This window comes from Streptomyces sp. NPDC052687, from assembly GCF_040678395.1.
Classification (GTDB): Bacteria; Actinomycetota; Actinomycetes; order Streptomycetales; family Streptomycetaceae; genus Streptomyces.
Map to the genome: position 1 here is coordinate 63819 of NZ_JBFATR010000017.1, position 24942 is coordinate 88760.

Here is a 24942-nt window from a genome sequence, read left to right on the forward strand (position 1 = left end):
CCCCGATCATGACGCTTTCCGCACCACCGGTCGCCGAGCTGTACTCCAACGGCCTGCCCATCCCCTTCTCCCCGGACCTCTTCGGACCGCTCAGGCCCAGCGCCGACCGCCTCGGCGATCCGGCCGCCCTGCGGCGACGGCTGCGTTCCGACGGCTATCTGTACCTGCCCGGCGTCCTGGACCGCTCCGAGGTGCTGCGCCTGCGCCACGAGTACTTCTCCCTCTTTCCGCCCGGCTACCTCAAGCCGGGCACCCGGCCGCAGGACGGCCTCTTCTCGGGCACCGTTCCCGAAGGGCTGCCGGAGCACGGGGTGGCCGGGCACCCCGCGCACGCCTTCGTCCGGTCGGCGCCCTTCGAGCGGTTCCTGGCGGACGAGCGACTGCGGACGATCGCCGACGACCTGCTCGGCGGCCCCTCCGAGATGCTGCCCCGGCGCATCCTCCGGCACTTCCACCGCGGCTCGGGCCGCGCCTCACGCGCCCATGTCGACATGGACTACCTGGACGCCGCCCCGCCCCGGGTGCTGACCATGTGGATCCCGGTCGGCGACTGCCCGGTCGCCACCGGTCCGCTGATCTACCTGGACGGCTCCCACACCCTGGCACCCGAGGACTACCGGCCGCTGCGCGACGTCACGGACCGCCCGCACGACCGGCGGCCCATCTCCCACGACCTCGCGCTGACGGCCCGCCGGCTCGGCCGCCGCTGGCTGTGCGCCGACTTCGCGGCCGGTGACCTGCTGGTGCACGTGCCGCAAATCATCCACGCGTCGCTGGACACGACGACCGACGCCATGCGCCTGTCCGTCGACGTCCGGTTCATCCGCTCCGGTGACAGACCCGACGACCGCTGGCAGCGGCCCTGGTCGGCCGACGACGGAGCCTGACCCCCGAGCGCAGCCGAACGGAGCCCACCCATGACGCCCACCCACGGACCGGCCGCCGCCGCCGCCGACGACGCCGCCGACGCCGCAGACGAACTGGCCGGACGGCTGACCGCCTACGCCGTGCTGGCCCACGACCCCGCCGTCCCGCAGATCGCCGCCGACTACTGGGCGAAGAGCGAGGACCACTACCGCGCGGTCGACGCCGCCCTCGCCGCGCTCGTCACCGGTTCACCCGCCGCCTCGGCCTACGCCGCGGTGACCGGGAACCCCACGCACGTGCCCGCGCAGCGGGATCTGCGGACCTCCCTGACCACCCTCCTCCGCCAACGCCCCCACCAGGCCGCCGAGTCGGCCCGCCTCGTGGCCGGCGCCGACGAGCGGATCTGGATCGACTATCACCTCGGCACCGACTACCTTTCGGAGAACCCCAAGGCCCTTGACATCCCCGAGCCCTCTGAGCCGTCGAAGCCCGCCGAGTCCCCTGCATCCCCCGATCCCGCCGGCGCGCCGGCGCACATCGTGATCCCCTTCCGCGACCGCGAGGGCGGGCTGCGGACCCGCAACCTGCTGGCCTGCCTGCGGGCCCTCGCCGACCAGGCCGACGGTCCCGCGCACCGGGTGACCGTGGTGGAGACCGACGTCGAGCCCCGCACGCGCGAGGCGGTGGCGGGACTCGTCGACGACTACGTCTTCGCCCCCAAGGACGGCCTGTTCAACAAGGCGTGGGCGGTCAACGTCGGCGTGATGTCGGCACCGGGCGACCCCCGCTACACCTGCGTGCTGGACGCCGACATCCTCGTGGACCGGCACTTCGTCGCCCGCAACACCGCGCGGCTGCGCGACGGCGCACACGGCAGCCACCTGCCGTTCCGCTGGTCGCTGTCCCTCGACGAGCCCTCCACCCTGCGCGCCCTCGCCCTGCGCGTCGGCGAGGGCGCGGCCGAGGTGCCCGGCTCGGTGCTGCGGGGTCTGCTGCTGCGGGAACCGCCCGGCGGCTGCGTGTGGCTGCGCACCGGCCTGTTCCACACGGTGGGAGGGTTCGACGAGCGCTTCGAGGGTTGGGGCGGCGAGGACGACGACGTGGTGGCCAGGCTGTCCGCCGCGGCGCCTCTGGTGCGCTTCGACGACGACCTGCTGCACCTGAACCACCCCCGCCCCGAGATGACCCGCGAGGACGGGCAACCGTTCAACGCCCACCTCCAGCCCATGGTCCGGACGGCGGCGCACGCCTACGGCGACCCGCGGAAGTTCAGTCCTGGCCCGGCCTGACCGGGGCGCCGTCCAGGGCCGCGGACCGCTCCGCGGCCCTGATGACATCGTCGACCAGCGCGCCCTCGGCCGCCGGGCACACCGGCGGACGCCCCTCCCGCACGGCGGCGGCGAAGTCCGCGAGCAACGGCACATGAGGGTTGCCGTGCGGCGGGTGCGTCTCGCGCCGCACACCGCCGGGCCCCGTCACGGTCAGCTCGCCGCGGTCCAGCGGGTCCAGGACGAGGGAGCGGTCGGGGCCGTACAGCGCCAGGCGGTCGACGGGAGGCGCGTCGTCCCATTCGAACAGGCAGTGCGCCCGCGTTCCGGGCCAGTCGAGCTCCAGCTCGGCCCGCCGTTCGGCGCCCGCCGCGAACCGGCGGTCCAGACGCGCCCTGACCCGTGCGGGACGGCCCCACAGCATCAGCAGCAGGTCCAGCCGGTGGCTGCCCGCGTCGGCGAGCACACCCCCTCCGGACACCGCGGGGTAGGTGCGCCACCGCATCGGATGCCCGGGACCCGGTGCGAACGCGCACCGGAACCGCACGTCCACCCGCTCGGGCGTCCACCCGGTCAGCTCCGAGCGCAGCCGCCGGACGACGGGTGCGAGCCGGCGGTAGTACGCGACACCCGCGCGACGTCCCGCACCGGTGACGGGGGAGGAGTCGACGGGCAGCGAGCCGGCCAGCGGCTTCTCGACCAGAACCGCGAGTCCCGCCTCCAGCACCTGCCGGGCCAGCGGCACATGGCCCACGACGGGAGTGGCCACGTACACCGCGTCGACACCGGTGAGCAAAGCGCGCGGGTCGGTGCCGGACGCGGGGATCCCCCAACGCGTGGCGGACGCCCGCGCGCGCCGGGCGTCGCGTCCGCACACGAAGAGGGGCACATGACCCAGCAGGCGCATGGCCGGCAGCACGCGGCGCTCCACGACGTCGCCGTAGCCGGCGATGCCCCACCTCATCTCCGGGGCCCTCACGGGATGATCGCGACCTTGAGCGTCTCGCGCGGCGGGCCGTCGTACGGGGCCCGCTCCGCGTCCGGGTACAGCACGCGGCTCGCCGACAGATGCTCCATCGCCTTCGGCAGCTCGTCGAGGGCGTACGTGTGAGTGAGCAGATCGGGCAGGAACAACTCCCGCCCCGCCGCCAGCCGTTCGGCCACCGCGAGCGCTTCGGCCCGCGCCGTGTCGAGCGGTTCGGCCGAGCTGTGCACCCGCAGTCCCTTGCGCTCCCAGGTCACCAGGTCGACGGTGACGTGGGTGTCGACGTGGTGGGTGCCGAGCATCACGACGAGACCGTTCTGCCGGACGAGACGCACACAGGCGTTCAGCGTGGTGGGGGTGCCCACGGCGTCCACCGCCACGTCGAACTCCGCGCCCACACCCAGCAATTGCTCAGGTGTCCCGTCGACGTGCCGGGTGGTGTCGGCGCCGAGCCGCGCGGAGCGCTCCAGCCGCCACGCGTCGAGGTCGACCGCGGTCAGGTGCGCGGCACCGCGCAGTGCCGCCATGCGCAGCGCCATCAGCCCGACGGGGCCCTGGCCGACGACGACGACCCGGTCGCCGAGCCGGACACCCCGGGTGGCGTGCACGGCGAGCGGCAGGAGCTGCAGGATCGCGCCCTGCTCGAAGGGCACGTCGTCCGGGAGCCTGCCCACGGCCACCTCACGGGCCAGCGCGTACTCGGCGTACCCGGAGGTCAACGGCGTACGGACGAAGACGCGCCGGCCGGGCTCGACGCGGGTGACACCGGCGCCCACCGCCTCGACCACGCCGGCGATCTCGTGTCCGAAGCAGCCCTGCGCGCAGTGCTCGCGCAGTCCGTAGTAGTGGTAGTAGGCGAGGTCGCTGCGGTTGCAGACGGTGCAGGCGCGGACCCGGACCAGCACCTCCAGGGGGCCCGGCACCGGCACCGGGGCGTCGCGCACCAGGCGTATGTCGCGCCTGCCGACCAGCTCGTATCGTCGCACGGTTCTCCTTCTCGCCGGCTCGGCGTGCTGGCGTCATGGCAGCTCGGACGGCTGTCGCGGTGGGCCCAACACGGCTGCGGGCAGGGCGAGTCGGGGTTCGGACGCCGTTGCAGAATACTCTTGACGCTCCCCGCTGGTGCAGTCCAATATCTTTTTGGCATAGACCAATGCCGGTCAGGGTTCCTCTCGCCGAGTGCCCGGACTCGTGGAACGCCCGAGGCCGTCCGCGGCAGTGCCGCCGCTGATGCCGGGTGGTGGTCCGCCGGGTGCCGCCTGACCGGCCGTGTGCGGCGTCGTCCGGTTTCCCGCGACACACGACACGTCGACCGAGCGCTTCGACGCAGCCCCGCGTGGCCGACCGATCCCACCGCCCGCTTCCCATGCCACATCCGACTGAGCTCTGGAGTGACAGCATGACGACGTCCCACCCCCACACGACGACGTCCCACCCCCACCTGTACAGAGCGGCCTCGGACCGGCCGTACTTCAGCGCGGACGCGGAGACCTATCTGGCGCAGACACAGCTGCGGCACCTCCGCAAGACGCGGCCCCTGCGCGTGCTGTCCGAGGAGGACTTCCGTTTCTGGCAGACGTACGGGTACGTCGTGGTGCGCGAGGCGATATCCCCCGGTGCGGCGAAGGGACTGCTGGAGTTCGCCTGGCAGTTCTCCGGGCTCGACCCCGACCGCCCCGAAACCTGGTACGAGGAGCGCGAGTTCCGCTCCGACCTCGACCGCGACCTCTACGTCTACGGCTTCCTGGAGGCCTACCACCACCAGCTCATCTGGGACAGCCGGCAGACCCAGCGGGTGTACGACGCCTTCGTCGACGTGTGGGACTGCGAGGAACTGTGGGTGACCCTGGACCGGCTCAACCTCAACCCGCCCAACGTCGGCAACCGGTCACGCGCACTGATCGAACCCACCGACAAGGGCTTCGACATCGAGCTGCACTGGGACATCGACACCACGCTGAGCGTGCTGCCCCAACGGGTGCAGGGCATCATCGCCCTCAACGACACCCAGCCCGAACTCGGCGGCTTCCAATGCTGCCCGAAGCTGTTCTGCCGCTTCGACGACTGGCAGGCCGCTCAGCCCGCCGGCCGGGACCCGATCAGACCCGACGTGGACCGGACGGAGTACCCGGTCGTACGACCCGAACTCCAGGCCGGTGACCTGCTGATCTTCAACGGGCTGCTGGCGCACGGCGTCGCACCCAACACCTCCGACAACGGTGTCCGAGCCGTCCAGTACCTGTCGATGATGCCCGCCCTGGAGGAGCACGAGGAGCTGCGGCGGTCCCGCGTGACGTCATGGCGCACCCTCAGCACACCCGACTGGAACCGCACCCTGCTCGGCGACGCCCGCCTGCACGAGTCCCTGAGATACGGCCCCGCGGAACTGAACGACCTCGGCCGGCGACTGCTCGGCGCCGACACCTGGAGCGCACGCCCGGCCGCGCGGTGAACCGGAGAACCCCTGTGGACACGATCTGCCTGACCCTGCCCACCAACCGGGCCTGCTCGACGACGCTGGCGGCGGTCGCCGAAGAGGCGGCGCACGCCGCTCGCCACCACGGTGTCGCGGTGCGCCTGCTCGTTCTCGACTCCTCCGACGAGCCCACGTTCGCCGAGCACGCCCGCGTCCTCGCGTCCCTGCCCCGAGTGGCCCAGGTGACCGCACACCATCTCGACGAGACACGGCAGCGGGACCTCCTGCGCCGGATCATCGAGACCGCCGGCGTGCCGGACGCCGGCCCGCTGCTCGACCTCATGCTCCCCGAGGGCGTCTCCTACGGCGCCTGCACCAACCGGGCCTTCCTGTTCGCCGCCGCGCTCGGCTGCCGGTCGGTGCACCGCCGGGACTCCGACAGCCGCTACCAGCTGCTCGACGGCCGTCCCGTCTATCCCGTCGACCATGAACTGGCCTCGCTGGGCAAGCGCGCGGCCGACGCGGCGGCGGGCGTGTCACAGACCCGTCTCGACCCCTCCCTGTCCGGCCGCCCGGTGTCCATGGTGGGCAGCTCCTTCATCGGCGAACTGTCGGTCGACATCGGCGAGATCCGCGACCTGGACGAGGCCGTCTACCAGGAGGTCGTCGGCCTGTGGGCGCCCCTGGACTGGCCGGAGGAGGCGAAGCGGGAGCTGGTCGCGGAGTCCTTCACGGGGGCGGGCACCACCCCCTTCACCGAGGACCACTCGACGCTGACCCTGGTCGACCCGATGCGCGTGGACATGTGCAACATCGCCTTCCACCGAGGCGTCTACGAGCACGTACCGCTGTCACCCGCGACCGACACCATCGGCAGCGACTACTTCCTCATCCACCTCGTCCACGACGCCCGGCTGCCCGGGGTGCTGCACAACCGCACCATCGAGAACTACTACACCGGGGAGCGGCGAACCCCCGCCGGATTCCTGGCCTACCAGACCCGGTTCGTCAAGTTCCTGCTGTCGATGCTCTACCTCCATCCCGTCTACGACGCGATGAAGGAAGCCGGTGACGCCCTCCTCGACGACCGGCACACCCCCCGCCCCGACATCATCGCCGGCCTGCTGCGCGGCAGTCTGGACCTCGACACCGCGGACAACGAGGCGCGGCTGGACGTCCTGGACGTCTCCTACCGGAAGCTGGGCGGCAAGTACGCGCACGTCGCCGACCTGCTCGCGCGGCGGCGCCGGGACCTGCTGAGCGAGGCGCGGCGCGACATCGCGGACTTCGCGCTGCTGACCGAGCGCTGGGAGACGCTGGTGCGGGCGAGCCGCGGCGTCGACGTGCCGGGGACACGCGGATGAATCCCCGTCTGCGCGAGGCGCTCCAGGCCGCCACCGACGACCGCGTGATCTTCGACCTGGACGGTATCGCCGCCCAGTACGACACGCTGACCCGTGAACTGCCCGGCGTCGAGGTCCGCTTCGCGCTGAAGGCCTGCCCCGTCGCGGAGGTCCTCGCGTGCCTGGCGCAGCGGGGAGCGGGCTTCGACGCGGCGAGCCCGGGGGAGATCGCGCTGGCCCTGGGCACCGGCGTGCCCGCGGACCGCGTCCACTACGGCAACACCGTCAAGTCCGACGCCCAGATCGCGCAGGCCCACCGGCTCGGCATCCGCGACTTCGTCACGGACAGCGTCGAGGACGTCAGGGCGCTGGCCGAGCACGCGCCCGGAGCCCGGGTGTGCTGCCGGCTGGCCACCGACGGCTACGGCGCCTTGTGGGGCCTCAGCCGCAAGTTCGGGTGCTCACCGGACGACGCCCCGCGCGTGATGGAGGCGGCGCGCTCGGCCGGACTGGCCCCGGACGGACTGTCGGTCCACGTCGGGTCACAGCAGATGACCGCCGAGGCGTGGCGACGCGCCTTCGACACGCTGGCCGGCACGCTGGGAGCGTTGCGGGCCCGGGGGATCGAGCCGTCGCGCGTCAACCTCGGCGGCGGCCTGCCGGCCCTGGGCTACACCGACCGGCGGGGCAGCAGGCTGGAACCGCCCCTGGACAAGATCTTCGCGGTCATCCGCGAGGGCACGGAGCGGTTGCGGGAGCTGTCACGGGTCCCGCTGTCGTTCCTCGTGGAGCCCGGCCGGCACCTGGTCGCCGACCACGGCGCGATCAGGGCGCACGTCAGCCGGCTGACCTCCCGCCGGCAGCCGGACGGCGAACGCGCCTACTGGCTGTACCTGAGCTGCGGCAAGTTCAACGGCCTCTACGAGATGGACGAGGTGCGCTACCCGCTGGTCCTGCCCACGCACCCCGCGGAGGACGGCCCCGGCGGCGCGCCGTACGTGCCCGCCGTGATCGCCGGACCCACCTGCGACAGCGACGACGCCTACGGCCACGACCACCCGCGCGTGCGGGTCCCGAAGGCGGCGCGGTCCGGCGACCCGGTCTGGGTCCTCTCCAGCGGGGCCTACGCCCTCGGCTACATGACCCAGGGGTTCAACGGGTTCCGGCCGCTGCCGTACACCTGCGTCGGCGGGACGGGCGGGGCCGGGGGAGGGGATGACTGAGTGGGCCGCGACATCCGCATCCGTCACATCGCGCGGGGCGACTGGCCGCGGATCGCCGCGCTGGAGCAGGAGGCGTACGCGGACAGCACGCTCCTCGAAGGGCGGGAGGCACTGGAGTCCAGAGGCCGCGTCTCGCCCGCCACCTGCTTCGTCCTGGATCTCGGCGGCCGGATCGGCGGATACGTGCTCGCGCTGCCGTATCCGATGTTCCGGTACCCCGACCTGGCCCTGCGGGAACAGGCCGCGTCCGCCCCGTCCGCCCCCTCCGGCACCCGGAACCTGCATCTGCACGACATCGTCGTGGCGCGCGAGCTGCGCGGCCGGGGGTGGGGCGGCCGGCTGCTGGACCGGCTCACCGCACAGGCCCGCCCGGCCTACGACCGCATCTCGCTGGTGGCCGTCGCCGGCATGGCGGCGTTCTGGGCCGCGCGCGGCTTCCGGCCCTACGAGGACGTCAGGCTGCCGCGCGACTACGGCGGCGACGCCGTCTACATGTCCCGCGCGTTCAAGGTCGACCGGCCCGGCCGGACGGAGGAGGCGGACCGGACCGCCCGCGCGCGGTGAACTGCCCTTGTGGCGCTGGATATCACACTGTTACGTTGATGTTGGTCCAGACCAAAGCCGGAGCGTGGTCCTCTTCGGCCGGCCACCTCGTACCCGCGTCTCCCGTCCCGTCGCAGCGCCGCGCGGGACCGTCGTGAACTCCTCCGGGCCGAAACCGGCCCGGAGCCGAACGGACAACAGCGTCAGCGCTCGGCCTCACCCCGCCACCGGGCCGTCCGCAGCCCCGCACGCCGTCGCCGGGGCGCCGGCGGGCCCGGCGGCCGCCCCCGGCCGAGCGGCCGAGTGACACGTCAACGAGCATGAAGGAAACGAGAGTTGGCAACCATCGAGGAAGAGGCCGGCCCTGTCGGTCCCAGTACGCTGCGGCGGCTCGCCGCGGCCTGGCCCCGACGCGCCACCGTCCGCACCGACATGGACAAGGTGACCGGAGCCGAGGCATACGACCCCGCGCTGCTCGACTACCCGCTCGCCCTGATGCCCTTCGGCGAGCACCCGGACTTCCGCAGCGCTCCCGAGGACAAGCGGCGCCTGGTGAACACCCTGGGCTGGATCGCCTACAACGAACGCGTCGTGGCCGCCGAGGAGTTCGTCGTCAACCCGACCTTCGAGAAGCTCGGCCACGCCGTCTACCCCGGCGTGGACCGCTTCGAGGTCAAGGAGATCGTGCGGCAGTCCCACATCGACGAGGTGTGGCACACGTACATGCACATGCTGGGCATGCAGCGCACCCGCGAGGCCAGAGGGATCACCGCCGAACCCGACTGCGGCCACCCGGTGACCAACCGCCTGCTGTACGAGGCGCGGGACGCGGCCGGCGAGCGCTGGGAAGCGGACCTGCTCTACCTGCTGTGGACCACGGTCGGCGAGGTCAGCGTCAACGCCTTCCTGGACCTCATGGCGCGCGACACCACCGTCCAGCCGATGCACGCGACCATCGCCCGGCTGCACGCCCGCGACGAGTCGGCCCACGGACCCGTCATGGTGGAGGTGATGAAGGACGTCTTCGTCCATCTCGACAGCCGCCAGCGGGACTTCTTCGTGCGGTCCCTGCCCGCGGGCATCACCGCGTTCTGCGCCGAGGACTTCGACTGGTGGCTGAAGGTCCTGGAGTTCGCCGGCGTCCGCAAGGCCCGCGACATCGTCGAGGACTCCCGCGGCGGCCCGCACGCGGACCTGCTCGTCACCGACTTCTCCGGCATCCTGCGCATGCTGCGGGAACTCGGCGTGGAGGACCGGGTGGAGTTCGACTTCGCGGGAGCGGCCGCCGCCGGTACCTCCGGGAGGGCCGCGTGATCCTCACCGGTCCCGAGATCACCGAGGCCGCGCACGACGGGCGCATCGTCATCACCCCGTTCCACCCCGCCCAGGTGAACCCCAACAGCTACAACGTCTGCCTGGGCGACAGGCTGCTGACGTACACCGGCGACGTCATCGACCCCTACCGCCCCAACCCGACCCGCGAGACCACCATCGGCGAGGAGGGTTACGTCCTGCGGCCCGACCAGCTCTACCTCGGGCACACCGTCGAGCGGATCGGCTCCGACCGCTACGTACCGCTGCTCTTCGGGCGGTCCTCCGTCGGGCGCCTCGGACTCTTCGTGGAGATCACCGCGCCCATCGGCGACATCGGCTTCCACGGCCAGTGGACGCTGATGCTCTCCCCGGTCCGGCCCCTGCGGGTGTACCCGGGCATGAAGATCGGCCAGATCATGTTCTTCGAGTCGCTCGGCGAGATCGACCTCTACCAGGGCAAGTACCAGGCCTCGGCGGGCCCGCAGGAGTCCCGCTACTGGAAGGATGTGGCGGTGCCGACGACATGATCCTCACCCGTCGGGCCATCGCCGCCGCCGTCGCCCGGGGCGACATCGTCATCGAGCCCTTCGACCCGGAAAGGATCTCTCCGAACGCCTACGACTGGCGCCTGGGGGACCGCATCCGGGTCTGCGAGGGCGACGAACTGGACGCCGCCGCCGCGACCCGCGTCACCGAGCACGTCATCCCGCCCGAGGGCATGGTGCTGCGGCCCGGACAGCTCTACCTCGGCGTCACCCACGAGCGCACCCACTCCGAGCGCTACGCCCAGATGATCAACGGCGACCGCAGCCTCGGCGCGCTGGGCGTCTGGGTCCATGTCTCCGCCCCGCTGGGACACGTCGGCCACGCCATCCGCTGGACCCTGGAGATACGCGTGGCCCGCCCCGTCCGCGTCTATCCGCTGATGCCCTTCGGCAAGATCGTGTTCCTGGTCGCCGCGGGCGAGGTGTCCAGCTACCAGAGCCTGGGCCGCAAGTACACCCGCACCAGCGGCATCGACATCTCCCGGCTGTACGAGGAACTGCGGTGAGCGCGGTGCGCGTGCTGACCGGCCTCGACCTGCCGTGGGGCAGCCCGGGCGGCAGCGTCGAACTGCTCAAGGACCTGTACCTCGACCCGTCCGGACCGCTGACCGCCGACACGTTCATGCTCACCCCCGACGGCCCCGAAGGCCCCGCGCTCCCGCCCTCCGGCGGCCCCGCGCTCCCGCCCTCCGGCGGCCCCGCGCCCGATCGCCTCGCCCCTGCCGGCGGCCCCGCGCCCGACGCTCCGGCCGGCCGCGCCCCCGCCCTCCCCGCCCTGCTCGACGTGCCGGGCAAACAGCTCGACGGCGACGGCTTCTGGGACTACGTCGACCGGCTGACCGACGCGATCACCACCCGCTTCGCCGGCCACGAGCCGGACGTCGTCCACCTCCAGCACCTGGCCTTCGGCGCCACCCCGGCACTGCTGCGCGGCTACCCCGGGCGGCCGGCCATCGGACTGGTGCACGGCACCGACCTGCTCTTCGCCGCCGAACACCCCACCCAGGCCCGGGTGCTGCGCGACGCGGTCGCCGCCGCCACCGCCCTCGTCGTGCCGACCGCCGCGATGGCCGACCGGCTGCGCCGCCTCACCCCGGTCGACTCCGGCCGTGTCGTCCACATCCCCTGGGGCGTCCCCGACACCCTGCTGGCCCGCCCGCCAGCGCGCCGGCGGCGGGACGGCGGCGAACTGCGCGTGCTCTACGCCGGCCGCCTCACCGCCGAGAAGGGCGCCGCCGAACTGGCCGCCACCCTCCACGGCACACCGGGGCTGCGGCTGTCCATGGCCGCGCCGGTCACCGAGTTCCGCCGGCTCGCCGCCGTACAGGACCTCTCGGGCGTCCACCACCTCGGCTGGCTGACCCGCGAGGAGCTGTGGGCGGCCTTCGCCGCGCACGACCTGCTCGTCGTGCCCTCCGCGAAGCTGGAGGCGTTCGGCCTGGTCGCCGTGGAAGCCCAGGCGTGCGGCCTCCCGGTCGCCTACCAGCCGGTGCCCGGACTGCGTGACGCGCTCGGTGACTCCGCCCTGCCCCTCGACCTCCTCGCCGACCCGCGCCGCGCCCTGGCCGAACTGACCAGGCTCCGCGACGACCCGGCCGCACTGGACGAGCTGCGCCGCTCCGGCCTCCGCAACGCGGCACGGTTCCCGCTGTCCGCGACGGCACGCGCACTGGCCGCCCTCTCCGCCCAGGTGCGCTGAGCACGGCCCCCGGCTCCCTCCCCGAGAAGGAACACGACATGTACACCGCCGCGCTGTTCGACCTCGACGGCACCCTCATCGACACCGAACCCCGCAGCTACGAAGCCTGGTCCCGGCTCTTCCGCAACCACGGGGTCCCCTACGACGAGGCCACCATCAAGGGCTTCGCGGGACGGCCCGGCAGAGAGGCGCTGCTCGACCACCTCGACCGGTTCCCCGGGCACACCGTCGACGACCTCTTCGCCGAGGCGCTCGGTTACACGGCCCTGCCGGACATGCCCCCGGTCGCGGCCGTCCCCGGCGCCCTGGACCTGCTGGAGCGGCTGCGCGCCGCCGGGGTACCGCTCGGCCTGGTCACCTCCGGCACCCGGGACTACGCCCGGCACGAACTCGGCGCCGTCGGCGCCCTCGGCCTGTTCGACGCGCTGATCACCTCCGACGACGTCACCCGCGGCAAACCGGACCCCGAGGGCTGTCTCGCCTGCTGCGCCGCGCTGGGCGTCGACCCCGCCGCCGTCGTGGTGTTCGAGGACGCCCCGGCCGGGGTGGCCGCCGCCAAGCGCGCCGGCGCCGACTGCGTGGCCCTCACCACGACCCAGTCCGCTGCGGCGTTGGCCGAAGCCGACCTGATCGTCCCCGACCTCACCGGCATGACCTGGCCACCCCCGACCCCGGCGGTGGCCGCGGCGACCCGGACGGAGGCCTGAGCCATGAGCGCGGCGACACTCGAAGTGGTCGTCACCTCCGCCGAGGAGGCACGCGCGGCGGCCGAGGGAGGCGCCGACCGGCTGGAGCTGGCGACCGACATGGAAGCCGACGGCATGTCCCCCACCGCGGCGCAGTTCGAGCGCACCGCGGCGGCGGTCACCCTTCCGGTGCGCGTCATGCTGCGCGACAGGGGCGGCTTCCAGGCGGCCGACCTCGACGGCCTGCGCACCCGCGCCCGGGAGCTGAGCGCCGCGGGCGCCGAGGAGTTCGTCCTGGGCTTCCTCACCCCGGACGGCGCCCCGGACCTGACCGCCGTCCGCGCCGTCCTCGACGCGGTCCCGGACTGCCGCTGGACCTTCCACCGGGCGCTGGACCACGCGGCCGACCGGACGGCGGTCCGCCGTGCCATCGACGGGCTGCCCGGACTGGACACCGTGCTGTCCGCGGGCAGCGCCACCGGTGTCACGGCCGGACTGCCCACGCTGCTGGCGGAAGCCGGCCGCCGGGGCGAGCCCGGCTACACCATGGACGTCATGGCGGGCGGAGGCCTCCGGACGACACACGTCCCACTGCTGCGCGCCCGCGGCGTGCACGCCTTCCACGTGGGCACGGCGGTCCGCCACCAGGGCTGGGACAGCCCGGTCGACCCCGCCGCCGTACGCCGCTGGCGGGACCTCCTGGACGCCGCCGCGGGCAAGGACGCGGGGTGACATGCCGCCCGAGACCTCCCCGGCGCCCGGATGCGTGTTCTGCGACATCGTGGCGGGCCGGCTCCACTCGGAGATCCTCTTCGAGGACGAGCGGACCGTCGCCTTCCTCGACAACACCGCCGTCATGGAGGGCCACACCCTGGTCATCCCCCGATGCCACGCGGCGGACCTCTGGACCGTCTCCGAGGACGACGCGGCAGCCGTGATGCGCACGGTCCACCGCATGGCCCGCCTCCTCGGGGACGCCCTGCGGCCGGACGGCCTGACGCTCTTCCAGGCCAACCGGCCGGCGGGCTGGCAGGACGTCTTCCATCTGCACGTCCACCTGGTGCCCCGGCGCGACGGCGACCACCTGCACCGTCCGTGGCAGGCGGACCTCGCCGACCCGGCCGCGCTCGCCACAACCCGCCGCCGCATCCTCACCGCCCCCCGACCACCGCACCGCACGAGCCCGGAGGACCCGTATGCCCACGCCTGAGCAGACGACCACCGAGGCGTGGAGAGGCTGAGATCCCGTGTTCCGCGTCCGCAGCGCCTTCCACCGCACCCGGCTGGCGATCGCCGCCCTGTTCTGCTTCCTCGGATTCCAGTACGCGACCTGGACGTCCCGCCTTCCCGCCCTCACCAGCCGGCTGGACCTGTCGGCGCAGGAACTGGGGCTGCTGCTCATGGCCTGCGGAGTGGGCGCCGCGGCCTCGTTCCCGCTCGTCTCCGCCCTCATGCGACGGCTCGGCTCCCGCCGGCTGGCGTTCGTCTCCGCCCTGAGCCTCGCGGTCCTCCTGCCCGCGCTGTACCTCGCCCCGAACTACCCGGTCGCGCTGGTGGTCATCTGCTGCGACGGAGTGGCCGCCGGCGGCCTCAACGTGGCCATGAACGCGCAAGGCTCCGCACTGGAGGTCCGGCACGGGCGGACCACCATGGCCCAGCTGCACGCGACGTTCAGCGCGGGCTCCCTCGCGGCCGCCCTCCTGGCCTCCGGCACCAGCCTCTTCACCACCTCCCTGACCGCGCACTTCCTGGCCGCCACCGTCGTCCTGGCCCTGCTGCTCGGCTACAGCCGGCCACGCCTGCTGACCGACGAACCGGTGACCGGTGAACGCGCGACCGACGGACCCGTGGGCGACGAACCCGCAACCGACGAACGCGCGACCGGCGAACTCGCGAGCGACGCGCCGCCGAAGCGGGAGACGAAGCGCCGGCGCGGACCGGTCCTGCCGTCGCGGGCGACGCTGTGGATGGGCCTCGCCATGGTCTTCGGCACCGTGACCGAGGGCGCCATGAACGACTGGTCGGCGCTCTACATGGAGGACGTCGTCCACGCGTCACCGCAGCTCGTCCCGATGGGCATCGCCGTCGTATCGGTGATGATGGTGGTGGCCCGCCTCGTCGCCGACGGCTGGCGCAGCCGCTGGGGCGACGCCCGCGTCGTCCGGTACGGCAGCGCCCTCGCGGGCACCGGACTGGCCCTCGCCCTCCTCACCGGCGGCGTCCTGCCCACCCTCGTCGGCTTCGCCTGCGTGGGACTCGGCGTGGCCGCCGTCACCCCCTGCGTCTACGTCGCCGCGGCCGCGCAGGGCCCGGAAGCCCTGTCCCTCGTCGCGGCGACGGGCACCACCGGGCTGCTGGCGGGCCCGGCCCTGATCGGCTTCGTGGCCGGCGCCACCAGCCTGGTGTGGGGCATGGCCGTCGTCGCGGCCTCCGCCCTCGCCGTGTCCCTGTGCGCCACCCGCATCCGCTGGCGGACACCCGAGACACCCGAAACCCCCGAGACACCCGAGCCCCCCGGGACCGGCCCCGCGCAGGCGGCGCCCGCCCGCTGACCCGCCGGCGTCACACAGCCGTACCACCCGGTCACCGCACGCGGCCGGTCCTCCGCCCCCGGAGGGCTGGCCGCCTTCGCGCGCCCGCAGGACCGCGCTCCACCCCTTGACCTCCGTCGACCCGCCCACTACGTTGCGAAAGAAGTCGACCCGTGACAAGAAAGGAGGCGACCCGCGCATGTACATCGCGTCTGATCTCGGTCGCCTCGCCCAGTGCACCGTCTGGGTTCCGGGTCGTATCGCGCACGGCTGCTGAGCACGCCGTCCTCCGATGTGCCCGTCGTGGCACTTCCAGGTTTTCACGCAGGTTTTCACGCCACCCTCTTCCGGCACGTAGCTGTCGCGTGCCGTTTCCGCGCCCGCTTCGCTGACGTGGCGCGTCTGAACACAGAAAGCTGCCTGGAATTGGCGAACATGATGTATCGACCCATCACGCACCGAAACGAAGGCCCGTCATGGTAGGCGCACGCATCACGGTCAACGGGACACAAGCACCGATCTCACCGGCTGCGCCCCACACCACAGTGCTGGACTTCCTGCGCGAACGCGGCCTCACGGGCACCAAGGAGGGCTGCGCCGAGGGCGAGTGCGGCGCCTGTTCGGTGCTCGTGGCCCGCCCCGGAGTGACCAAGCCCACCGACTGGGTGGCGGTCAACGCCTGCCTGGTCCCCGTCGCGGCACTCGACGGCCAGGAGATCGTCACCGCCGAAGGTCTCGCCGCCGCCGGCGAACCGGGCACCCCGCCCGCCCTGCACCCCGTGCAGGAGGAGATGGCGGTCCGCGGCGGCTCCCAGTGCGGCTACTGCACGCCGGGCTTCGTCTGCAGCATGGCCGCCGAGTACTACCGGCCCGACCGCTGCGCCCACGCGGACCCCGCCGACAGCACCGACCCCGAGCACGGCCCGAACGGTTTCGACCTGCACGCGCTGAGCGGCAACCTGTGCCGCTGCACCGGCTACCGCCCGATCCGCGACGCCGCCTTCGCCGTCGGCCAACCCGCCGACGACGACCCGCTGGCGCGGCGACGCGAGCAGTCCCCGCCCGCACCGGTCGCCACCGAATACGTCCGCGACGACAGCGCGTTCATCCGCAAGAACACCCTCGCCGAGACACTCGCCGTGCTGCGCGAGCGCCCCGACGCGGTCGTCGTCGCCGGATCCACCGACTGGGGCGTCGAGGTCAACATCCGCGCCCGGCGCGCCGGCTGCGTGGTCGCCGTCGACCGGCTGCCCGAACTGCGCGAACTGCGCGTCGAGGACGGCCACATCGACATCGGGGCGGCGCTGACGCTCACCGAGATCGAACGCCGCCTCGACGGCACCGTCCCGCTGCTGGCCGAGCTGTTCCCGCAGTTCGCCTCCCGGCTCATCCGCAACAGCGCCACCCTCGGCGGCAACCTCGGCACCGGCTCGCCCATCGGCGACAGCCCGCCGGTGCTGCTCGCGCTGGAGGCGTCGCTGCTGCTCGCCGACGCCGACGGGGAACGCGAGGTCCCGCTCGCGGAGTACTTCACCGGCTACCGGCAGAGCGTGCGCCGGCCCGGCGAGCTGATCCGCGCGGTGCGTATCCCGCTGCCGCTGTCGCCGGTCACGGCCTTCCACAAGATCGCCAAGCGGCGCTTCGACGACATCTCCAGCGTGGCCGTCGCCTTCGCGCTCGACATCGAGGACGGCATCGTCCGCACGGCACGCATCGGCCTGGGCGGCGTGGCCGCCACCCCGATCCGCGCGCTCACCACCGAGGCGGCCCTGGAGGGCAAGCCGTGGGCGCCGGAGACTGTCGAGACCGCGGCCCGGGTACTCCGGGGAGAGGGCACGCCGATGGACGACCACCGCGCCAGCTCCCTCTACCGCTCCGCGATGCTCGGCCAGAGCCTGCTGAAGCTGTACGCGCAAACCACCGAGGCGGTGTCGTCATGAGTCATCTGTCCGAGCGGCCCGAGAAGCCCGTCGTCGGCGTGCCGATGCCGCACGAGAGCGCCGCCCTGCACGTCACCGGGACCGCGCTCTACACCGACGACCTGGTGTACCGCACCAAGGACGTCCTGCACGCCTACCCCGTCCAGGTCATGAAGGCCCACGGCCGGATCACCGCGCTGCGCACCGAGCCCGCGCTCGCCGTGCCCGGTGTGGTGCGCGTGCTGACCGGCGCCGACGTGCCCGGCGTCAACGACGCCGGCATGAAGCACGACGAGCCGCTCTTCCCCGACGAGGTCATGTTCCACGGCCACGCCGTCGCCTGGGTGCTCGGCGAGACCCTGGAGGCGGCCCGGCTCGGCGCGGCGGCCGTCGAGGTCGAGCTGGAGGAGCTGCCCTCCCTGGTCACGCTCCAGGACGCGATGGCGGCGGACAGCTACCACGGCGCCCGGCCCGTGATGGAGACCGGTGACATCGACGCCGGCTTCGCCGAGTCCGCGCACGTGTTCACCGGCGAGTTCCAGTTCGCCGGCCAGGAGCACTTCTACCTGGAGACGCACGCCGCGCTCGCCCAGGTCGACGAGAACGGGCAGGTGTTCATCCAGAGCAGCACCCAGCACCCCTCGGAGACCCAGGAGATCGTCTCCCACGTGCTCGGCGTGCCCGCCCACGAGGTGACCGTGCAGTGCCTGCGGATGGGCGGCGGCTTCGGCGGCAAGGAGATGCAGCCGCACGGGTTCGCGGCCGTCGCCGCGCTCGGCGCCAAGCTGACGGGCCGCCCGGTCCGCTTCCGGCTCAACCGGACCCAGGACCTGACCATGTCCGGCAAGCGGCACGGCTTCCACGCCCGGTGGAAGATCGGCTTCGACCCGGACGGCCGTATCCAGGCCCTGGACGCCACCCTCGTCGCGGACGGCGGCTGGTCCCTGGACCTGTCCGAGCCGGTGCTGGCCCGCGCCCTGTGCCACATCGACAACACCTACTGGATCCCCAACGCGCGCGTCGCCGGCCGGATCGCCAAGACCCACACGGTCTCCAACACCGCCTTCCGCGGCTTCGGCGGACCGCAGGGCATGCTGGTGATCGAGGACATCCTCGGCCGCTGCGCGCCGAAGCTGGGCCTGGACCCGATGGAGCTGCGGGAGCGCAACTTCTACCGGCCGGGCCAGGGCCAGACGACGCCGTACGGCCAGCCGGTCACCCAGGCCGAGCGGATCTCCACGGTCTGGCAGCAGGTCAAGGACGGCGCCCGCATCGCCGACCGCACGCGGGAGATCGCCGCCTTCAACGCCGCGCACCCGCACACCAAGCGGGCGCTCGCGCTCACCGGCATCAAGTTCGGCATCTCCTTCAACCTCACCGCCTTCAACCAGGGCGGCGCGCTGGTGCTGATCTACAAGGACGGCTCCATCCTGATCAACCACGGCGGCACCGAGATGGGCCAGGGCCTGCACACCAAGATGATGCAGGTGGCCGCGACCACGCTGGGCATCCCGCTGCACAAGGTCCGCCTCGCCCCGACGCGCACCGACAAGGTGCCCAACACCTCGGCCACCGCGGCGAGTTCGGGTGCCGACCTGAACGGCGGGGCGATCAAGAACGCCTGCGAGCAGCTGCGCGAGCGGCTGCTCCAGGTGGCCGCGACCCAGCTCGGCGCCAACCCCTCGGACGTGCGCATCGTCGAGGGCGTCGCGCGCGCCCTCGGCAGCGACAGGGAACTGGCCTGGGACGACCTGGTGCGCACCGCGTACTTCCAGCGGGTCCAGCTCTCGGCGGCCGGTTTCTACCGCACCGAGGGCCTGCACTGGGACGCGAAGACCTTCCGCGGCTCGCCGTTCAAGTACTTCGCCCACGGCGCCGCCGCCACCGAGGTGGAGGTCGACGGCTTCACCGGCGCCTACCGCATCCGGCGCGCCGACATCGTGCACGACGTCGGCGACAGCCTCTCCCCGTTGATCGACATCGGCCAGGTCGAGGGCGGCTTCGTGCAGGGCGCGGGCTGGCTGACCCTGGAGGACCTGCGCTGGGACGTCAGCGACGGACCGAACCGGGGCCGGCTGCTGACCCAGGCCGCGAGCACGTACAAGCTGCCGAGCTTCTCGGAGATGCCCGAGGAGTTCAACGTCACGCTGCTGGAGAACGCCACCGAGGAGGGCGCGGTCTACGGCTCCAAGGCGGTGGGCGAGCCTCCGCTGATGCTGGCGTTCTCGGTGCGTGAGGCGCTGCGGCAGGCCGCCGCCGCGTTCGGGCCGAGCGGGGTCAGTGTCGAGCTGGCCTCGCCCGCGACGCCGGAGGCGGTGTACTGGGCGATCGAGGCGGCCCGCCGGGGCGGTGCCTCCGGCGGCGGCCGGACCGTCGACGGGGCGCACGTCGACGGAGCGCACGTCGACGGGGCCCACGTGAGCGGGGTGCGGGTCGACGGCGCGGTCCGCACCGACGCCACGGCGCTGAGCGGTGCCTGACATGACCTGGGTCGGCGCGGTCGCGCGGCTGCGAGCACGCCGGGAGCCCGGCGTGCTGGTGACCGTCGCGACCGTGCGCGGCCACGCCCCGCGCGACGCCGGCGCGAAGCTCGTCGTGGGGCGGACCGAGACGTGGGGCTCGATCGGGGGCGGCAACGTCGAGGCCGTCGCCATCGACCGGGCCCGCGAGATGATCGCCGCGTCCAAGCCGGAGCCGGAGCTGATCGACTTCGCCCTGAACGACAAGGTGACCAGCCAGCACGGCGTGCAGTGCTGCGGCGGCACGGTCTCCGTACTGCTCGAACCGCTGCCGGTGGTGCGGGCGGTGGCGATCTTCGGCGTCGGTCACGTCGGTCTGGAACTGGCGCGCATCCTGGCCCGTCACGACCTCGACCTGCACCTGATCGACTCCCGGGCCGAACTCCTCGTCCCGGAGCGCCTCGGCGTGCTGGCGGACGCGGTGGCGCAGGTGCACACCCACCACACACCGCTGCTGCCCGAGGAGGTGCTGGCGACGCTGCCACCCGGCACCCACGTCCTGATCATGACCCACGACCACGCCGAGGACGCCGCCCTGTGCGACGCCGCTCTGCGGACGTCCCATCTCGGGAGCATCGGGCTGATCGGGTCGTCGGCCAAGTGGGCGCGGTTCCGCAAGCTCCTGTCCACCGAGGGCGGCCACGACGAGGCCGTCATCGACCGGATCAAGACCCCGATCGGACTGGCCGACATCACCGGCAAGGAACCGGCGACCATCGCCGTGAGCGTCGCCGCGGATCTGCTGCGCGCCTTCGAGAGCGAGGGTGACTGACTCCTCCGGCCCGGACCGACGGGGTGCCCCGCACGTAACGTGTGCGGGGCACCCGCATCCCCGGTCGCGGGAGCGCTCCCACGACGCGGGCGCGCTGCCTGCTTCCCGCTTCGATGCGGGGGGGGGAGGGGCCGGCAGGGCTCAGCGGCCGACGGCGCAGGCGTCACCGTTCAGCGTGAACCGGCGCGGCGGCGAGGTGTCGCCGGTGTGCTGGGCGAGATAGCCGAGGGTCACGCTCGCGCCGGGCGCGATGGTGCCGTTGTGCGAGGCGTTGACCGCCGTGATCGTGTTGCTCAACTGGGTGAGGTCCGTGTTCCAGTCGGAGACGACGGTCTGCCCGAGCGACAGCGGGAACTTCAGCGTCCAGCCGTTCACCGGAGTGGTGCCGGTGTTGGTGACGGTGAGGTCGACGGTCGTCCCGGTGCCCCAGGACCGCACGGTGCGGTCGACGCGGCAGGTGGGTTCCTCCCGCTCGAACGACACCCGGTGCAGCCCGCCCGGCAGGTCGTTCACCACGTAGAACTCACCCTCGGCCGTGGTGCCGATCGACGTCACCTGCGTGGGCATCTCGCCGATCTCGGCCTGCTCGTAGCCGCCCTTGCCGTCGGGGCGCAGCGCCCAGACCGTGGACGAGCAGTAGTCGGTGGCGATGTACGTGCCGCCGACCAGGTCCGCGTAGGCGCGGCCCCGGTAGACGTGGCCGCCGATCACCGAGCAGCCGCCGGTGTACGGCGAGTAGGTGAAGACCGGCTTCGTGTACTCCTCGCCGGGCGGGCAGTGGCCGCCCTCGAACTTCTCCAGGCCCTCGTAGCAGGACCAGCCGAGGTTCAGTCCGCCCCGTCCGCGCGGGAGATGGTCGATCTCCTCCCAGCGGCCCTGTCCCACGTCGCCGATCCACATCGAGCCGTCGGCGCTGTCGAAGGAGAACCGCCACGGGTTGCGCAGCCCGTACAGCCAGATCTCCGGGCGCGCGCCGGGGGTGCCGGCGAAGGGGTTGTCCGCGGGGACGCAGTACGCGAGCGCGCCGCAGGTGCGGCTGACGTCGACGCGCACGATCTTGCCCAGCAGGGTGTCCAGGCGCTGCCCGGCGCGCAGCGGGTCGGCGGAGCCGCCGCCGTCGCCGATGCTCCAGTACAGGTGGCCGTCGGGGCCGAAGGCGAGCTGACCGCCGTTGTGATTGTTGTACTCGGCGTGCTCCTGCGAGAGCAGGACCTCCAGCCGGGACTCGTCGAGCCGGTAGCGGGCGAGGGTGACCGCGCCGTCGGGCAGTGCCGTGTACGCCAGGTACACGTCCTGGCTGTCCGCGAAGTCGGGCGGCAGCGCGATGCCGAGCAGGCCGCGCTCGTTGCCCGACTCGTCGATGGCGGAGGTGATGTCGATCAGCGGGGTGCGGGCGAGACCGGTGTCCGGGTGGTAGACGCGGACGGTGCCGGGTTTCTCGGTGATGAACAGACGGCCGGTGCCGTCGTCGGGGGCGGCCAGGGCGGTGGGGCGCCGCAGCCCGTAGGCGACCTGGGTGGTGGTGGCGTGCAGCGACGGCAGGGGCACCGTCGACGCGGGGTTCGCGCTGCCCTCCCGGGTTCCGGTCTCCGCCCCGGTGCCGGCGGCGGCCACCGTACGGGGCTGGGCGGCGGCGGGCAGCGGGGCGAGCACGGACAACAGGAGGGCGAGCAGCAGAAGGCCGGTCCAGCGGCTTCGTGACATAGGGGCTCCAGGAGCGAGAACGCGTGCAGGGCGGTGGCGCTTCCTTGGGAACACAGCGCGATCGGGCCGCGCGCCTCCGGCCTTTTCGGTGCCGGTCACGAGCGGCCTCGGGCGGAGGGACGCGGTGCGGGATCCGGCCGGGGCGAACCGGCCGGAACCGAGCAGACGGCCCCCACCTTGCGATGCGCTGTCCGCGACGGTAGCGGCTCTCCCCTGCGTCACACCAGGTCCGTACCGCGACTTCCGGCCGTCCGGCCGCGCTCACCCCACGGCCGGTCGCGCCCTCACGTCCGGCCCCGCTCACCCCCCGGCCGGTCGCGCGGCACGGTGCCGCGGCCGCGGCGAGGGCTGGACCGAACACCGCGCAGGGGCAACGGAGTTGCCGGTCAGCCGGTCAGCCGGTCAGCCGGCCAGGGGCCGCCACCGGTCCTCCCGTCCGCCTTCCGCCGCGGGGCCGAGGCCGCTGCGCCACACCAGCGTCCCACCGATCAGACCGGGCGTGTCCCGGGTGGCCAGAGCCGGGGACGCGAGCATGTCGGCCGCCTCTTCCAGATAGGTGACCAGCGTGTCGAGTTCCTCGTCGGGGGACTCGCCGTAGCGGGACCAGCGGCCCAAGTAGCCGGTCGCGGCGTCCAGGTACAGCCCCGACGTGGTGTCGGCCGGGCCGCGGGCGATCACCGGGATCCAGGTCGCCTGCCACACCGGGGTCCGCTCGTCCCCGGGCCGGCCGGCGCCGCGGGCGTCCTCCCGGGCCCGCGCCGCCATCCACCGCCGGTGGACGGCGGCCACCGCGTCCAGGGGCATCAGCACCCGGTTCCCCGGCAGACAGCCCCAGCCGCCGGACCCGTCGTCGCCCGCCGTCAGCTGCCACAGGACGCGCAGTTCGAGGGGTATCGCGACGCCCAGACCGGCCTCCAGGGCGGCGAGGGCGGTGGCGCTCGCGCCGGGGCGGAGCGCGGCGTAGGAGTCGGGGGCGTCGCGCCGCAACCGGCCGGTGAAGCGCTGCCAGGCATCGGCGACCTGCCGTACGGTCACCGCGTCGGCGGCGGGATCGGCGCGCCGCGCCCGCTCGCCGCGCGCATCCTCGCCGGAGCCCTCCTCGCCCCCGGAGGACTCGCCGGGTGCCTGGGCGGAGGGGCGGGCGGAGACCGCTGTCAGGAAGCGGATCTCGATGCGGTCCGGCTCGCGGATGTAGCCGACGTTCAGGTCGGGGCAGTCGTCGAACATGTCGCCGTCGACCGTGACGGTGAGGATGCCCGGCAGCCCCGAGGGCCGCCCCAGGCCGGGATCGTCGGCCAGCCGGCCCGCCAGGGCCTTCAGCGCGTAGGGGGCGTCGGCCCCCAGGCGGGCGGCGATGTCGTGCACGTCGGGCTGGATGTCGACTTTCACGGCCTGAGGCTCCTCGCTGTCGGCGGCAGGGCACGCGATGCCCTCACACGGTAGGCCGCGTTCGCTCGCCGGCGACCGGCGACCGGCGACCGGCGACCGGCGACCGGCGACCGGCGACCGGCGACCGGCGACCGGCGCACCCGTGCGAGGGCCGGCGACGTCACATCTCGCGGGGCTGTCCTGTCATCACCGTGTACAGGCCGTTGACAGCGACTGCGACACGACGAAACGGGGATGCCGTGACCATTCAGTACGGGCCGGAGGACGGCCCGCTCGATCCGGGCCTGGACGCGCTGGTGGGGGAGCGACGTCGGCTGCTCAACCTCGCCTACCGGCTGCTGGGTTCGCTGTCGGAGGCGGAGGACGTCGTCCAGGAGACGTACGTCCGCTGGTACGCCATGTCACGGCAGCGGCAGGAGGCGGTCGAGTCGGTCGGCGGCTGGCTGACCACGGTCGCCACGCGGATCTGCCTGAACCTGCTCGGCTCGGCGCGGGCCCGGCGGGAGCAGTACGTGGGGCAGTGGATCCCCGAGCCGCTGCCGGGGCCCGCCGAGCGGTTCGGCGCGGTGGCGGACGATCCGGCGGACCGCGTCACCCTGGACGAGTCGGTGAACATGGCCTTCATGGTCGTGCTGGAGTCCATGACACCGGCCGAGCGGGTCGTGTTCGTCCTGCACGACGTCTTCCGCTACGCGTTCGCCGAGGTCGCGGAGATCGTCGGCCGCAGCCCGGCCGCGTGCCGTCAGCTGGCCTCCTCGGCCCGCCGGCGCGTGCGCGAGGCGCGGCCGGTGTCCCGGCCGGTGCCGGCCGGCCAGGCCGCCGACGTCGTCAGGAACTTCAAGCGGGCCTGGGAGGCCAAGGACATCGGCGCCCTCATCGGCCTTCTCGACCCGGCCGTGACGACGGTCGGTGACGGAGGCCGCCACGTCAGCGCCCTGCCGCACCCCGTCGTGGGCGGTGAGCGGGTGGCGCACTTCCTGATCGAACTGCGGCGCAGGGTGGGTGACATGACGCTGCTGGAGCGGACCGTCAACGGCCGGCCCGGACTGATCCTCCAGCAGGCGGGCGTCACGCGGGTGGTGTACGCGTTCGATGTCGCCGGCGACCGCATCACGCACATCTGGGGCGTGATGAATCCGGAGAAGCTCCGGCCCTGGACCGCCTGACCCGAGGTTTCGTCCGGCTCGCGGACGTGCCCGGCCGGCGGGACGCGCCGTAG

Annotated in this window: 22 protein-coding genes; 18 read left to right on the forward strand and 4 right to left on the reverse strand. The window is 73.1% G+C overall.

Annotated features, from left to right (window positions below; all coding sequences use genetic code 11):
• Window positions 1–8 precede the first annotated feature (8 nt).
• Together AB0K92_RS16780 and AB0K92_RS16785 are read left to right on the forward strand one after the other, a co-directional pair.
• The gene (locus tag AB0K92_RS16780) at window positions 9–887 is read left to right on the forward strand and encodes a phytanoyl-CoA dioxygenase family protein (RefSeq protein ID WP_365923490.1); all 879 of its coding nucleotides are present in this window, start codon (window positions 9–11) and stop codon (window positions 885–887) included.
• Window positions 888–917: 30 nt separating this feature from the next.
• Window positions 918–2156 carry a galactosyltransferase-related protein gene (locus tag AB0K92_RS16785; RefSeq protein ID WP_365923492.1) on the forward strand — a complete coding sequence of 413 codons (1239 nt, stop codon included), beginning with the start codon at window positions 918–920 and terminating at the stop codon, window positions 2154–2156.
• Here AB0K92_RS16785 and AB0K92_RS16790 read toward each other — a convergent pair.
• A complete protein-coding gene (locus AB0K92_RS16790) occupies window positions 2137–3099 on the reverse strand; it encodes a Gfo/Idh/MocA family oxidoreductase (RefSeq protein WP_365923494.1) in 963 nt (320 codons plus the stop codon). The two genes, AB0K92_RS16785 and AB0K92_RS16790, sit on opposite strands and share 20 nt — an antisense overlap.
• An 11-nt stretch (window positions 3100–3110) precedes the next feature.
• Window positions 3111–4106: a zinc-binding dehydrogenase gene (locus tag AB0K92_RS16795; protein ID WP_365923496.1), complete on the reverse strand. Its 996-nt coding sequence runs from the start codon at window positions 4104–4106 to the stop codon at window positions 3111–3113.
• Between the two features lie 413 nt (window positions 4107–4519).
• Here AB0K92_RS16795 and AB0K92_RS16800 point away from each other — a divergent pair, with 413 nt between their 5' ends.
• The 15 genes from AB0K92_RS16800 to xdhC all read left to right on the forward strand — a co-directional run bounded on the left by AB0K92_RS16800 (window position 4520) and on the right by xdhC (window position 20630).
• Window positions 4520–5572: a phytanoyl-CoA dioxygenase family protein gene (locus tag AB0K92_RS16800; protein ID WP_365923498.1), complete on the forward strand. Its 1053-nt coding sequence runs from the start codon at window positions 4520–4522 to the stop codon at window positions 5570–5572.
• 14 nt (window positions 5573–5586) lie between these two features.
• Entirely contained in the window at window positions 5587–6900 is a 1314-nt protein-coding gene (locus tag AB0K92_RS16805) for a DUF6271 family protein (protein WP_365923500.1), read from the forward strand.
• Window positions 6897–8102 carry a type III PLP-dependent enzyme gene (locus tag AB0K92_RS16810; RefSeq protein WP_365923502.1) on the forward strand — a complete coding sequence of 402 codons (1206 nt, stop codon included), beginning with the start codon at window positions 6897–6899 and terminating at the stop codon, window positions 8100–8102. Before AB0K92_RS16805 ends, AB0K92_RS16810 begins: the two co-directional genes overlap by 4 nt.
• Window positions 8103–8666 carry a GNAT family N-acetyltransferase gene (locus tag AB0K92_RS16815; protein ID WP_365923504.1) on the forward strand — a complete coding sequence of 188 codons (564 nt, stop codon included), beginning with the start codon at window positions 8103–8105 and terminating at the stop codon, window positions 8664–8666. It begins immediately after the preceding gene.
• Window positions 8667–8981: 315 nt separating this feature from the next.
• Complete coding sequence (locus AB0K92_RS16820; RefSeq protein WP_365923506.1) at window positions 8982–9959, forward strand: diiron oxygenase; 978 nt, start codon at window positions 8982–8984, stop codon at window positions 9957–9959.
• The gene (gene dcd, locus AB0K92_RS16825; protein WP_365923508.1) at window positions 9956–10486 is read left to right on the forward strand and encodes a dCTP deaminase; all 531 of its coding nucleotides are present in this window, start codon (window positions 9956–9958) and stop codon (window positions 10484–10486) included. Before AB0K92_RS16820 ends, dcd begins: the two co-directional genes overlap by 4 nt.
• A complete protein-coding gene (locus AB0K92_RS16830; protein ID WP_166003982.1) occupies window positions 10483–11010 on the forward strand; it encodes a deoxycytidine triphosphate deaminase in 528 nt (175 codons plus the stop codon). The genes dcd and AB0K92_RS16830 overlap by 4 nt, the downstream gene beginning before the upstream one ends.
• Window positions 11007–12203 carry a glycosyltransferase gene (locus AB0K92_RS16835; RefSeq protein WP_365923511.1) on the forward strand — a complete coding sequence of 399 codons (1197 nt, stop codon included), beginning with the start codon at window positions 11007–11009 and terminating at the stop codon, window positions 12201–12203. Before AB0K92_RS16830 ends, AB0K92_RS16835 begins: the two co-directional genes overlap by 4 nt.
• A gap of 38 nt (window positions 12204–12241) precedes the next feature.
• Window positions 12242–12910 carry an HAD family phosphatase gene (locus AB0K92_RS16840; RefSeq protein WP_365923513.1) on the forward strand — a complete coding sequence of 223 codons (669 nt, stop codon included), beginning with the start codon at window positions 12242–12244 and terminating at the stop codon, window positions 12908–12910.
• 3 nt (window positions 12911–12913) lie between these two features.
• Window positions 12914–13621, forward strand: coding sequence for a copper homeostasis protein CutC (locus AB0K92_RS16845; RefSeq protein ID WP_365923515.1), 708 nt, complete (start codon window positions 12914–12916; stop codon window positions 13619–13621).
• A gap of 1 nt (window position 13622) precedes the next feature.
• The gene (locus AB0K92_RS16850) at window positions 13623–14099 is read left to right on the forward strand and encodes an HIT domain-containing protein (RefSeq protein ID WP_365923517.1); all 477 of its coding nucleotides are present in this window, start codon (window positions 13623–13625) and stop codon (window positions 14097–14099) included.
• Between the two features lie 37 nt (window positions 14100–14136).
• A complete protein-coding gene (locus AB0K92_RS16855) occupies window positions 14137–15441 on the forward strand; it encodes an MFS transporter (protein ID WP_365923519.1) in 1305 nt (434 codons plus the stop codon).
• A 455-nt stretch (window positions 15442–15896) separates the two neighbouring features.
• Window positions 15897–17360, forward strand: a complete 1464-nt coding sequence (locus AB0K92_RS16860; RefSeq protein ID WP_365923521.1) for an FAD binding domain-containing protein — start codon at window positions 15897–15899, stop codon at window positions 17358–17360.
• A complete protein-coding gene (gene xdhB, locus AB0K92_RS16865) occupies window positions 17357–19819 on the forward strand; it encodes a xanthine dehydrogenase molybdopterin binding subunit (protein WP_365923523.1) in 2463 nt (820 codons plus the stop codon). Before AB0K92_RS16860 ends, xdhB begins: the two co-directional genes overlap by 4 nt.
• A 1-nt stretch (window position 19820) precedes the next feature.
• Window positions 19821–20630 (forward strand): xanthine dehydrogenase accessory protein XdhC, encoded by an 810-nt coding sequence (xdhC, locus tag AB0K92_RS16870; RefSeq protein WP_365923525.1) that lies wholly within the window; start codon window positions 19821–19823, stop codon window positions 20628–20630.
• Window positions 20631–20771: 141 nt separating this feature from the next.
• Here the strand turns inward: xdhC and AB0K92_RS16875 are convergent, their stop codons facing one another.
• Together AB0K92_RS16875 and AB0K92_RS16880 are read right to left on the reverse strand one after the other, a co-directional pair.
• Window positions 20772–22334, reverse strand: coding sequence for a PQQ-dependent sugar dehydrogenase (locus AB0K92_RS16875; protein ID WP_365923527.1), 1563 nt, complete (start codon window positions 22332–22334; stop codon window positions 20772–20774).
• 402 nt (window positions 22335–22736) lie between these two features.
• The gene (locus tag AB0K92_RS16880; RefSeq protein WP_365923529.1) at window positions 22737–23723 is read right to left on the reverse strand and encodes a hypothetical protein; all 987 of its coding nucleotides are present in this window, start codon (window positions 23721–23723) and stop codon (window positions 22737–22739) included.
• Between the two features lie 239 nt (window positions 23724–23962).
• Here AB0K92_RS16880 and sigJ point away from each other — a divergent pair, with 239 nt between their 5' ends.
• On the forward strand, window positions 23963–24889 hold the full coding sequence (sigJ, locus tag AB0K92_RS16885) for an RNA polymerase sigma factor SigJ (RefSeq protein WP_365923531.1): 927 nt from the start codon (window positions 23963–23965) through the stop codon (window positions 24887–24889).
• Window positions 24890–24942: the final 53 nt, after the last annotated feature.